The sequence below is a fragment of the Protofrankia symbiont of Coriaria ruscifolia genome, from assembly GCF_900634745.1.
Lineage (GTDB): Bacteria > Actinomycetota > Actinomycetes > Frankiales > Frankiaceae > Protofrankia > Protofrankia californiensis.
In genome coordinates this window covers 1-11,495 of the sequence record NZ_CAAAFR010000152.1, presented here as the reverse complement: position 1 = coordinate 11,495, position 11,495 = coordinate 1, and the positions used below count along the sequence as shown (strand labels likewise).

Sequence of the window (11,495 nt, the reverse complement as noted above, 5' to 3'; positions counted from 1 at the left end):
CCATTCGTCCCGGAAGGGCTGCTCGCGCACGAGCGCGAAGCCCGCCCGGTTCGCCTCGTCCACCACGGCCGCTACCAGGTCGAGGTCCAGAGTGCCGAACACGGGCGTGATACGTACCGCAACCACCACTTGGTCACGCTTGGCGTTGAAGACCGCTGTCGGGTTCAGGTCGTCGAGTGTCTCCACGACCAGTGGCGCATGCTTGGTCACCGGTGTCTCCTGCGGCCGCCCCGTGGCGGCCCTCGAAAGGCTGACGGTCGTCGGTAGTGTCGGTCGTCATCTCAGACGACGGAACGATACGCAGCAGGCGCGATGGTCCGGTGACCGCCCCGGTGCCGACCGAGCAAGCTATCGCAAAGCGTGGTCGGACCTACATAAGGGTTATGTTCCCACGAACCGCCCGTGGGGCGTCCGGTGCCGGTGAAGCTGACGACGATCCGGCCCTGCCCGGCGCTCACTTCACCCGCCCGCGTGCCGTAGGAGGAGACGGTGGAGCAGTTTCACTTCGACCCGCAGACCTACCTGGCCATGGTCTCGGCCGAGGTGCCCGCCTACGACCAGCTCCAGAACGAGGTGGCGGCGGCGACGGCCGGCATGCGGGTGGCGCGCATGCTCGATCTCGGGGTGGGCACGGGCGAGACCAGCCGGCGCGTGCTCGCCGTCCATCCAACGGCCGCTGTGGTGGCGCTCGACGAGAGTCCAGCGATGCTCGACTGCGCCCAGCCCCATCTGCCACGCGCGGACCTTCTCGTCGGCAGACTGGAGGACCCTCTGCCGGACGGCCCGTTCGATCTGGTGATCTCTGCCCTGGCCGTGCATCACCTGGATGCGCTGGGAAAGGCGGACCTGTTTGGCCGGATCGCGGCCCTCCTCCGTCCAGGCGGCCGGTTCGTGCTCGCTGACGTGATCGTGCCCGACGACCCGCGGGACGCCGTCACGCCTGTCCACGACGTCCACGACAAGCCCAGCCGGTTACCCGACCAGCTCGAATGGCTTCAGCAGGCCGGTTTCAAAGCCAGAACCGTCTGGCGGGACCGCGACCTCGCAGTGGTCACAGCCGATCGCTCCCACCACTGAAGCCGCGGATTTGGCGGCCTCAAGCTGTAGGTGAAAACCGCTGGTATCGCAGCGGTTTCTACCTACGGTTTCCGCGTCTGTAGGTGGATTCCGTCGTTATGGCAGTGGTTTCCACCTATGAGTTCGGTCATCTTTCGTCAGAATCAGCTCTATGCGGTCTCGCAGCGGAGTGGTGAGGTCGGGGTAGTCACCTCTTGTACGCCGGGTGACGCGGTCCTGGTCGGCGCATATGCGTGTACTCTTGATCGTCGTAATTGTGCCGAAGTAAATCGGAAGGCATACGAGGCGACAAATGAAACCTTGGTTTCGTCGTGTGATCGGTTGTTCGCCGTCTGGAACGGCATGTCACCGGCGAACAAGGGCGGGACGGGCTCCGTCGTCGATTATGCAAGATCGCGTGGTGTCCCCGTCGACGTCATATGGCCGGATGGCGCTGTTCGTAGCGCCGGGTAGGGTGTTCCGCGGGTAGCGCCGGCCGGAGCGATCGTCCCGCTGGCCGCTGCAGGCAGCAGCGCCATAATCAGGTGGGCGTTCACGGCGGTGTGTACGGTAAGCGCGAGGCAGCAGGCGCCCGACTCGGCCGTGCGGCTTCACCGGGGCGGAGTTCACACGGCGCGGGCCTGCCGGCAGTTGTCTCCGGCATCGTGGGCGGGCTGCTGCTCGGCCTGCGGGGACGCGGGCTGGGGCTGATCCTGGGCTGGTTCAGTGGGAGTGAGGCGCTTACCCAACACCGCGTACTCGATCCAGCTTCCCGGAAATCGAAAATTCGACAGTAATGGAATGAAGCCCTCGCTGGCGTACAGTCGCCGGGCTCTGCTGTCGGGTAGCTCCAAGGCGGACAGTGCCGCTGTCCGTTCCGGTGCCTCCCGCAGCAGCTCCCGCAGCAGCCTGCGTCCCAGCCCCTTGCCCTGGAACTCCGGCAGGACATGGAACTCGACGATTTCCAGGCAGTCGCCGAGCCAGGTCCCGGCGTCGTCGGGCCCCAGCGCGTCACTGACGACGTCGTGCCACCACTGTCCCTTCAGCCCTGGCAGGGCGTAGGTGAAGCCGACCAGGCGGTCATCGGGAAGGAGAGCAGCCACCGCGCGCAGATCCCGCCGTTCGGCGTGCCGGCGGGCGTGCATGGTCCGTTCGATCGCCGCCCGCGCCGGGTCGGGTTCGTGGAAGTCCAGAAAGGCGGCCTTGTAGACGGCGATGACCTCGGTCAGCCGGGCACGCATCCGCGCGGGCGTCCAGCGGACCAGCCTGATGTTCTCCACCAAGCCTGCCTCCTCGCGCTTTCGTTCCTGCCCCATGCAGCTTGCCTGCCCGGGTGGCCTGTCTACCCGCGTCGATTACCGGCCACGCCTGGGCTGTGTCAGTCCCCTATATCATCCAAGGTGCTTGACAATAACGGGTGCTCGGAGTGTTGCGCCCCACTCGGTCCGGACGAGGGCCCGTAGGCGAATCTTGTGCAGTGTGGTGGCCTCGTTTCGGCCGCCGAATGTTCCCTGCAACCCGAGATGTTCCTGCAACCCCGAGCGCCACCTTGCCGATCTCCACCCCGCAGCGTGGGCCCCGGCTTCGAGCAAGGCCCCTGTGGCCGCGGCTGTGGTCGCGCCGCTTGCCGGAAGCCGCCTGACTGCCGCCTGACTGCCGCCTATCTGCCGCTTGTCTGCCGCTTGTCTGCCGGCCGGCCGGTCGTGCTCGGATGCTCGCCGCAGCCGGACCGACCGTTTGCGCCGTACCCGGCGGTGACGGCACCGGGTCGACGGATAGTCACCGACGCGTCTGCCGTCCAGTCGTTGTCCTCGGCGATGTTGACGGTTCGATCCGGGTGAGGTTTACTCGCTCCAATGTTCGAACGTATGTTCGACTTACTGGAGGATGTCGTCATGTTGGAGGGAGCGGTCATGAGTCGGCAGACTGTAGATCGACAGCCTCGAATCTCGGTCCCCTTCGCGGGGCTGCCCCATCGTTCCCGTGACGAGCTGCTCATGGCCGCGCACCACGGCCTTGACGAAGCGAGCTTCGCCCAGACTCCTGGGCAGCGGTACGCCCTGGCGCACCTGGCAGCGCTGCGTGCCGCCGCTGCCGTCCTTGTCGACCGGGCCCGGCCCCGTCACGGTCACCGTGGTCGGCCCGTCAGCGTCTGGCAGCTGCTGGCGACGGTGGCACCTGAACTGGGGGAGTGGTCGCAGTTCTTCGCAGCCGGTGCGGCTAAGAGGACGGCAGCCGAGGCTGGTCTGTCCGTGGTCGGTACCCGAGACGCCGACGACCTGGTCCGCCAGGCGGAGACGTTTCTCGCGGTGGTGGAAACAACGTTGGGCCTCCCGTCCCAGCCGGTGCTGGTGGCCACAGTTACCGGGTCCACCCCGTTTTCAAACGATTAATTGCTATTGGTGACCGAGGTGACCGACTCGTCTCTCGCCTCTGAACGCCACCCAATACCGCTGATGTAGGCAGGGTTTACCGGTCATGTTGAAATCTTCAATCTTTCTACCCGGGTGTCATTGTTCGTGGGACCTCAGGCATGTCGGTCGGTGGTGTGAGGCCGGGCGGTTGACGATGAGGGGCCGTGTGGCGAGAAGGAGATCGTTGCGCGAGCGATGAGTGCGGTGGCACGGCCGCGTCGACGCTGTCCGTCAGATTGTCGTCAATTCCTTGGAAGAGAGGGTGACCGTGATGGCTGCGGTGACCGTATGTCCGCTCGTGGCAGGCGGCACCGAGGTCCCGCGCTTCCGGGTGGATGTCCCTGTCATGGTCCGTGTCTGCCCTCGCCGGATCATGTTTGTCGGGAGGGGAGCGAGCGGGGAGCCGTGCCGATGTGACGTGACGGTGTGGGTGGTGACGGCGCTGGCGACGCCGTCCGGGTGCTGTGGGCCGGAGGATCCTGACCACGGGTCGTTCCGGAGGCCCCACATAGATCGTTTTGCGTATCGTAGATCGAACGCTCACTATCGGTGACCACTAGTGGGCATCTTGATTACTGGCGGTGGGTTTTCGGATGAATTCGATCATTGGTAGGAATGCTGTGCGGTCGACGCCTAAAGAGCCAAAGGCGGAGCAATCATGGTTTTTTCGCTCCACCGGAGGCCAAAGTCCCCGGATCGCTGACGGGACGGTGCTGCCGGACGCACCCGAGCAGTTGCGGGGGGCTGTGCTGCGAGGCCGGCGGCGTCCACCTGGCTGGGTGCTGCAACTGCTCGGTTTGTCCCTGGGTGGTCTCGTGGCCGGCATCGCCATCGGTTTCCGGCTGCCAGCGTGAGAGATACGTGATGTTGTACGTGATGTGTGAAGGACGATGACGCTGGGGTGGCCGCGGCCACCCCAGCACCGACTACCCTGCCGCGAGGTTCGAGAGCTCCCCAGCGGGCATGGCCCGGGAGGCCCAGGCCCCCGGCCACCAAGGGGCTCAGGTCTGCGGGCCGCCAAGGGGAGGTACGGCATGGCCGTCGAAAGTCGTCCAGTGACGTGGGGGGATCTGCGCCAGGCCGTGGTCTGGCACGGACTGTTGGATGCTCTTGCCACCATGGCGCCACAGGAGGGCGCCACGCTCGGCGTGGTGGACGCGGGCGGTGGGAGCGGCGGGTTCGCGGTGCCGCTTGCCGAGCGGGGTCACCGGGTGACCGTGGTCGATCCCAGCCCGGATTCGCTCGCCTCCCTGGACTACCGGGCAGCGGAGCGCGGGGTCAGGCACCTCGTGACGGCGCGTCAGGGAGATCTTTCCGCCCTGCCGGAGATCGTCGGAGTGGCGTCCTCGGACGTGCTGTTGTGCCACACCGTTTTGGAGGTGGTGGACGAACCCGCCACCGCGTTGGCAACGGCGGCGGCGGCCCTGCGTCCGGGCGGGCTGCTCAGCGTCGTCGCCGCCAACCGGGACGCGGTCGTACTCGCCCGCGCGCTCGCCGGCAGATTCGCCGAGGCACAGTATGCGCTGGCCGATCCCAGAGGACGCTGCGCCAGTTCCGACCGGGCGCGCCGCTTCGATGTCCGGACGCTTGTGCGCATGGTGGGTGACGCCGGAGCCGACGTGATCGCAGTCCACGGGGTGCGGGTGTTCGCCGATCTGGTACCCGCGGCCACCGTGGACGCGGATCCATCCGCGGCACAGAGGCTACTGCAGCTGGAGATCGCCGCATCCTCCCAGGCGCCGTTTCGGGACCTTGCCGCCCAACTGCACGTCCTGGCCCGCCGCCGTGACAGCCGATGACGTGACAGCCGATGAGAGGCCGATGAGATCGGTCGGGATCGTCTACGGGATCATGCGGACGCGGCGGCGGTGAGCACGGGAGGGATGCCGAACGACGAAGGCGGTCGACGTCCGGCGGCAAAGAAGGCGAAGGCAGCCACGGTGGGAACCTCCCCACGGGCGCGAGACCGATCACACTGCATGGCATGGGCCCCTGCTCCTCCGGCGAGGAGGCAGAGCAGGAAGAACCGATCGGTCTGTCTCGGCATGGTTGGTTGCCTACCGCACATGCCCGGTCGTGCCTATTCTTGGGTGTCAGGTTCCGTCTGCCGGACCTGCCGGCCGTGGGAGGAGCGTCGATGCCGCTCTCGGAAAATGAGCAGCGCCTGCTGGATCAGATCGAGCGCGCCCTCGTCGAGGACGATCCGAAGTTCGCGAGTGCGGTCCGCTCGACGAACCCCCGTACCTACCTGTTGCGCAGGGTCCGCCGAAGCCTTCTCCTGTTCGTGGCGGGGCTGGTCGTCCTGCTTGTCGGGGTTGTCCTCAACCGGACACCGCTGATCGTGGTCCTTGGCGTGCTCGGCTTTGCCACGATGCTGTTCGCGGCGTCGCGAGGTGCTGCTGATCTTCGTCGGATCAGTGGTCGGGGTGCTGAGGCCGGTGGTCGTCACCCGTCGACCCCGCATCGTCGGACCCGTACCTCGTTCACCGAGCGGATCGAGCAACGGTGGCGCCGCCGGTGGGACGATCACTAGCCGACGACGATCACCAGCAGGCAGGGCCGATCGCTGAAGGTCGTCGGTGGCAGGGCTTCCTCCCGGGCGGTGTCCGCCGTACGGGAGGGGTTCGCCATACGGGGAGAAAGCAGGTAATCACACCCTGTCCCTGTAAGTTTTTCGGCCGCGTCGGCGTGCCGCTGGACGCCCCGACTCCGGATGGATCCCCGTTCGAACCAGTCCCCTCAGGCCACCCAGGTCGGCGACTACAGAACGTGGGGCTACTGTGGCCCGAGCACGGCTGGTACGTGGCGTTATCTTTTTCAACATCTGTGTGACTGTCTGTAGGTCACGCCCGATCCGTTCGTCCGATGCGCTGGATCGCACCAGTGTCAGTGGTGCGTAACAGGCGAGTTCCTCCGCCTCGGCGATCCGGATCAGGGCTGCCCGGGCCGCCTCGACCTCCTCCTCGCGGATCATCCGCTCGGGAATCCGAGCGCTGGCCGTGATGCGGGCGATCAGCCGCGTCGCGCTGGCTCGTGGGGACTCGTTCGGCCGTAGCGGCATCCCGAGGTCGGCAGAAAGATCGGTCAGTTCGGCCCAGGCGGCGTGCGCGCGGGCGTCGGTCGTCGTGGCCCCGTTGTCGTCATCGGGCGTATCCCGCATGGCAGCCACGAGACGGTGGCGGCGGCGCACCAGCCGCACCAGCGCCGGCACACCCAGTATTGAAAGGAGGCATGTCCCCAGGAGAACCCACCAGAGGACTGTCGGCAGCGGCCCACCACCGGTGGGTTGTACCTGTATGAGGGGCTGGTCCGCCTGCGTGTCCAGCCCGCTGTCAGGGGCGCTGCCAGTGCTCGGGACGGTGGCCGCGGGCGCGGACGGCGGTGCGGTGGAGCCCGTCGTCGCGGAAGCAGCAACCTGACTGGTCGGGTCCTGGGTCCGTGCGTAGTCGGGAGTGGTGATGCCTGCATGCACCGGCGGGGTCGGTTCGAAGTGGATCCAGCCGGCTGAGGCGAACCATACCTCGGGCCACGCATGCATGTTCTTGTTGGTCATCAGATAGGTTCCGTCCGGCTGCCGATCGCCTTCGTTGAAGCCGATCGCCACCCGGGCCGGGATCCCCAGTGTCCGCAGCAGCACGGCCATCGCGGAGGCGAACTGCTCGCAGTAGCCACGCTTGCGCGTGAGCAGGAAGTCTGCCAGCGCCCCGGCCTGCGTGGTGGGAGCACCCTCCAGGTCGTAGGTGAAGGTGCTGCTGTTCAGGTACTTCTCAATGGCGAGGGCCTGCTGGTAGGGGCTGGAGGCGGTGCGCGTGAGCTGGCGTGCCAGGGCTGGGATCCGGGGGTCGATGGTGGCAGGCAGCTCGGTGTCAATCTTCAGCTCGGGTGGGACAGTCACCGACGCGGCCGCAAGATCGCTCCGTGCGGGGGCGGGGACGGAAGCCTCGACCCGATAGGTCACACCGGCGGTGGAGGTTTGTGTGCTGAACACCGTGCCGGTCTCGGCGGCCAGCCGCCAGTCGCCGTCGAGACCGGTGATCCTGCTCGGGAGTCCGGGCAGCGGGAGGTAGTACGTCTGCAGCTCGTTCGACGCGCTGATGGTCGCGGCGACGGTGGTGCTGTGGGTACCGGTTTCGGGTCTGGGCAGGCCGTTGCTGATTTTTGCCTCGCGCCCGGCGCGCAGCGCGCGCAGGGTGAACTGTTGCCCGTCGAATTGCTCGAGTGCGGTCAGCCGCAGGTATTGCGGTGACGTGGTGCGCACCGACAACAGCTGGGTCACCTGGGGGGAGTGCAGTTGCTGTGACAGCGAGACGATCGGTTGAATGACGACCGTCGAGCCGGAGCCCTCGCCGTTGCCGCTGCTCTGACCGTGCCCGACAAGTGCGAGCTCCTCCAGGGAGGGCAACGCGGCCGGGACGGCCACCGCGCACACCATCGCGCACACGATGATCCCGACGGCCTGGCCGCCCGGTCTGCCCGGCGGCGAGGACGAGCCGGACGAGCCGGTGATCGGTTTTCCCCAGCGCTCGACGGTCTCGCGCCCGTCCATTATCAGCAGCAGGAGGAAGCCCGATACGCCGACTACGAACCGGACTGACCCGACACCATGGGGCAGCACCGCCGCCGGCAGCATGAACAGCGCCAGCAGGGGGAGCCCCGCAAGCGCCGGGCGCCGGATCACCACCAGGAAATCGACGATCATCACGACGAGGTAGACGCCGATCACGACGAGTAGCGCAAGACCTGGCCGTTGCGGCACCGGCGCCGCGAACCGGGCCACGTCGTCCCGGCCGGCGGCAACCAGGGAACGCAGGGTGTCCACGGTTTGACCGGTCGGCACCAGGACGGCAAGGGAGGTTTCCTGCGCGCACAATGCAGTCGCTGTGATGATCAGGCCGAGTGTGTCCAGTAGCACGATGACCGGGACGGGCAGCCGCAGGGCCCGGCCCAGCACGGCCGTCCCCGCCGCCACCGCTGTGGCCACGAGAGCCAGGTGCAACCACCACAGGCCGTCGAACAACGGTGCGAGTGCGAACGTGCACAGCAGCGACGCGAGCGCGCCGCCAAGGGTCGCGGTCAGGCGGGGGGCCGGGCGAGGAGTCACCGCCGCAGCCCTGCTTCTGCCTCTGTCTGCCCCTCCACGGTTGGCTCCCCGGTGCGTTCCCGCACGGTCGACGACCGAGCACGGGTCGGCGTCTGGGTGTTCCCGGGTGGGAAGGCTGCCGAGCGTGGCTTGAGCGCATCTGGCCCGACGGCTTCCGAGCCGGCGGCACCGGGCTGGGCGGGAGGCCGATCCGATGAATCCAGTGAATCCAGTGAATTCGATTGATTTGGCAGATCGTGGTGGATCATGCCTGCTGCCGTGGAGTCGGCCCGGTATCCGACCCGACTGTCCCCACCGCCGCCTGCCGTGCCCCGTCCGGACGTCTGCAGCCACAGATCGGCGAGCTTGTCGCCGTATCCGGCGGTGATCACGACCCAGCCGTGACGCTGGAAGAGCGCACGGCAGGCGTTCAGGCTCTCCTCCCTGGCCGTGGAGCGATTCCCGTCCCAGGTCGCGACGTCGACAAGCAGAGCTGTCGCGAATGCGCCGTGTGGGCGCGCCATGGCGAGAATGCCCGCCCTTGCCGGTTCGATGGATCCCAGGACCGCCACGAGCATCCCGTTGCCGTCGGTTCGGGCAATGGCTGCGGCGCCGTTTCCCGGCGCGCCCGGCAACGATGCACCGGGAAACGACGAAGCGTCGCTGGTGGTCACGACAGCGAGTGCGTCCAGCAGCGCGGTGGTGCTGCGGGTCGGGTTGCGCGACCGACCCGCAGCCGGCGTGGCCGTCACACCGCCGTCACATATCAGACTGACCAGCTGGCCGCTCTCGGCCAGATGCGCCGCGATCGAGCCCGTGGCGCTGACCGCCCACTCGAACGACGAGGTCGGCCCATGGCCGACCCAGGCGTCGGACCGGGTGTCGAGCAGCACGGTCGCGCTGGCCGGCCGGAAGCTTTCCTCCCGGCGCACCATCAGCTCACCGGCGCGTGCACTGGTTCGCCAGTGGATCCGCCGCAGGTCGTCCCCGGCCTGGTAGGGGCGGGTGACGAAGTCGTCGGTTCCCAGGGTGGGCCTGGTGCGCTCACGGAGGTTGCCGATCATGATCTGCCGGCCGGGACGCAACGCGAGCAGGGCTTCCAGCGGCGGGGTGACGACCAGCTCGTCGCGGCTGCGGAACGTTCGCGTGAGTTCGCACAGTCCGAACGGATCCGTGATCCGGATCGCCATCGGCCCGATCAGGTAACGGCCGCGCAGCTGGGGACGAAGCTGGTAGGTGAGGTACCGGGCACCCCCCGGCTCCACCCGGTCGAGCACGAAGCGTGCCCGGAAGCCGAGATGAGCGGGGACGTCGTCATCCACCAGCAGCACCGAGGAGGAACGCCGACCCATGTTGTCGATCCGAATGCTGACCGACACCGCTGCCCCCACTGTTGAGCGGACAGGTGCCAGGCGCCGGTGGCAGGCGAGCCGGTAGCGGGTCCTGCACACGAATGCCGTCGAGCACACCGGCAGGGCGAGCAGCAGCAGGCCGACCCTAAGAAGATCCTTTTCGCCGACCGTGACTGCCAGGGCGCAGCAGGCCAACCCGGTCGCCACGAAACAGTGCCCGCGGATGGTCAGGCCGCGCAAGGCCGCCAGGAAGTCCAACACGGCAATCTAACGGCCCCGGCGTGGCGGACGTGTCCCCGGACGCGGGATGGGGACTCGCATGATGATCTCTGCGATGATCCGGGAGGCGACCTCGGTGACGGACGCGCTCGACGCCGCGATCTCCGGTCTGACCAGCAACCGGTGCGTGAGGACCGGTTCGGCCATGGCCTGAACGTCGTCGGGGACGACGAAGGCACGGCCGTCGAGGGCGGCTCGGGCGCGGGCGGTCCTGATGAGGTGCAGCGTCGCACGCGGGGAGGCACCCAGGGCGAGTTCGGGGTGCCTGCGGGTCGCCGTTATGAGATCGACGATGTAGTGGCGTACCTCTTCGGACACGTGCACCGAACGGACCAGGGAGATGAGCCTGATGATCTCGGCGGCCTCGGTGACCGGGTCGACCGCGTCGAGGGGCTCGGTGTTCCCGTGACTGTCAAGCATGGTCAGCTCGGCCGCGGGCGATGGGTAACCCATCGACACCCGGGCGGTGAAACGATCCCGTTGCGCCTCGGGCAGGGGATAGGTGCCTTCCATCTCGATCGGGTTCTGGGTCGCGATGACCATGAACGGCGATTCCAGGTGATAGGTGACACCGTCGATGGTGACCTGATGTTCCTCCATACATTCGAGGAGTGCCGACTGTGCTTTTGGAGAGGCTCGGTTGATCTCATCGGCTATGACCAGATTGGAGAAGATCGGTCCGGGGCGGAACTCGAAGTCGTGGGTGTCCTGCTTGTAGACGCTCACCCCGGTGACATCACTGGGCAGTAGATCGGGTGTGAACTGGATGCGGCGGACGCGGGCGTCGATCGAACGCCCGAGTGTCTTGGCAAGCATCGTCTTGCCGACTCCGGGCACGTCCTCGATGAGTAGGTGACCCTCGGCGAGCAGAACGACCAGCGCCGTCCTGATCACTTCGGGTTTGCCGTCGATGACGCTCTCGACCGAGCGGGTTATGCGCGTCGCAACATCCGCGAGGTGGCGAAGGCCGGTCCCGGACTCGCGCCACTGCATGACGCCGGGTTCCGTCACCGTCACGTCGGCCTCCGTCCCCAGATCGGCGAGGTGGGCCCGGCGGACCCCCCACGAGTGTGACACCCAAGCAGGAGATGATCTTCATGGGTTGGAATCATCTGCCCGCTCTGTCCGGAAAGCGTACTCATTCGCAGCGACGTTCGAGGATAGCTGCCACATCGGTTACCGGAGGTGTTTTTGGCATGTTCGGCCAAAAGACACATTGATGCCGGATGCATGATCTCCGGACCTCGCCGAACGTGGGCGTGGGGGTGTCCGGAGTGTCGGACAGGTGGGGGGGAGTGGGGTACAGTGGCGCGC

The 11,495-nt window shown here is 67.2% G+C and carries 11 protein-coding genes; 5 read left to right on the top strand and 6 right to left on the bottom strand.

Going from position 1 to position 11,495, the window contains the following annotated elements:
- A partial coding sequence (locus CV1CTNOD_RS16595; protein ID WP_131787007.1) for a hypothetical protein occupies positions 1-210 on the bottom strand: 210 nt, incomplete at its 3' end.
- A gap of 279 nt (positions 211-489) precedes the next feature.
- Between CV1CTNOD_RS16595 and CV1CTNOD_RS16590 the strand changes: the two genes are divergently transcribed.
- Positions 490-1,077, top strand: a complete 588-nt coding sequence (locus CV1CTNOD_RS16590; protein WP_131786963.1) for a class I SAM-dependent methyltransferase — start codon at positions 490-492, stop codon at positions 1,075-1,077.
- 605 nt (positions 1,078-1,682) lie between these two features.
- Here CV1CTNOD_RS16590 and CV1CTNOD_RS16585 read toward each other — a convergent pair.
- A complete protein-coding gene (locus CV1CTNOD_RS16585; protein ID WP_131786962.1) occupies positions 1,683-2,372 on the bottom strand; it encodes a GNAT family N-acetyltransferase in 690 nt (229 codons plus the stop codon).
- Between the two features lie 597 nt (positions 2,373-2,969).
- Between CV1CTNOD_RS16585 and CV1CTNOD_RS16580 the strand changes: the two genes are divergently transcribed.
- The 3 genes from CV1CTNOD_RS16580 to CV1CTNOD_RS16575 all read left to right on the top strand — a co-directional run bounded on the left by CV1CTNOD_RS16580 (position 2,970) and on the right by CV1CTNOD_RS16575 (position 5,269).
- The gene (locus CV1CTNOD_RS16580; RefSeq protein ID WP_131786961.1) at positions 2,970-3,449 is read left to right on the top strand and encodes an SAV_6107 family HEPN domain-containing protein; all 480 of its coding nucleotides are present in this window, start codon (positions 2,970-2,972) and stop codon (positions 3,447-3,449) included.
- A gap of 731 nt (positions 3,450-4,180) precedes the next feature.
- Positions 4,181-4,324, top strand: coding sequence for a hypothetical protein (locus CV1CTNOD_RS24845; protein ID WP_165485568.1), 144 nt, complete (start codon positions 4,181-4,183; stop codon positions 4,322-4,324).
- A 180-nt stretch (positions 4,325-4,504) separates the two neighbouring features.
- The gene (locus CV1CTNOD_RS16575; protein WP_131786960.1) at positions 4,505-5,269 is read left to right on the top strand and encodes a methyltransferase domain-containing protein; all 765 of its coding nucleotides are present in this window, start codon (positions 4,505-4,507) and stop codon (positions 5,267-5,269) included.
- Between the two features lie 50 nt (positions 5,270-5,319).
- Here the strand turns inward: CV1CTNOD_RS16575 and CV1CTNOD_RS16570 are convergent, their stop codons facing one another.
- Positions 5,320-5,517, bottom strand: coding sequence for a hypothetical protein (locus CV1CTNOD_RS16570; protein WP_131786959.1), 198 nt, complete (start codon positions 5,515-5,517; stop codon positions 5,320-5,322).
- A 90-nt stretch (positions 5,518-5,607) separates the two neighbouring features.
- Here CV1CTNOD_RS16570 and CV1CTNOD_RS16565 point away from each other — a divergent pair, with 90 nt between their 5' ends.
- Entirely contained in the window at positions 5,608-6,003 is a 396-nt protein-coding gene (locus CV1CTNOD_RS16565) for a DUF3040 domain-containing protein (protein WP_131786958.1), read from the top strand.
- Positions 6,004-6,120: 117 nt separating this feature from the next.
- Here CV1CTNOD_RS16565 and CV1CTNOD_RS16560 read toward each other — a convergent pair whose 3' ends face one another.
- The 3 genes from CV1CTNOD_RS16560 to CV1CTNOD_RS16550 are packed head-to-tail and all read right to left on the bottom strand — an operon-like array spanning position 6,121 to position 11,174.
- Positions 6,121-8,571 carry a transglutaminaseTgpA domain-containing protein gene (locus CV1CTNOD_RS16560; RefSeq protein ID WP_131786957.1) on the bottom strand — a complete coding sequence of 817 codons (2,451 nt, stop codon included), beginning with the start codon at positions 8,569-8,571 and terminating at the stop codon, positions 6,121-6,123.
- Complete coding sequence (locus CV1CTNOD_RS16555; protein WP_207386496.1) at positions 8,568-10,160, bottom strand: DUF58 domain-containing protein; 1,593 nt, start codon at positions 10,158-10,160, stop codon at positions 8,568-8,570. Before CV1CTNOD_RS16555 ends, CV1CTNOD_RS16560 begins: the two co-directional genes overlap by 4 nt.
- A gap of 9 nt (positions 10,161-10,169) precedes the next feature.
- Positions 10,170-11,174, bottom strand: coding sequence for an AAA family ATPase (locus CV1CTNOD_RS16550; protein WP_131787006.1), 1,005 nt, complete (start codon positions 11,172-11,174; stop codon positions 10,170-10,172).
- Positions 11,175-11,495: the final 321 nt, after the last annotated feature.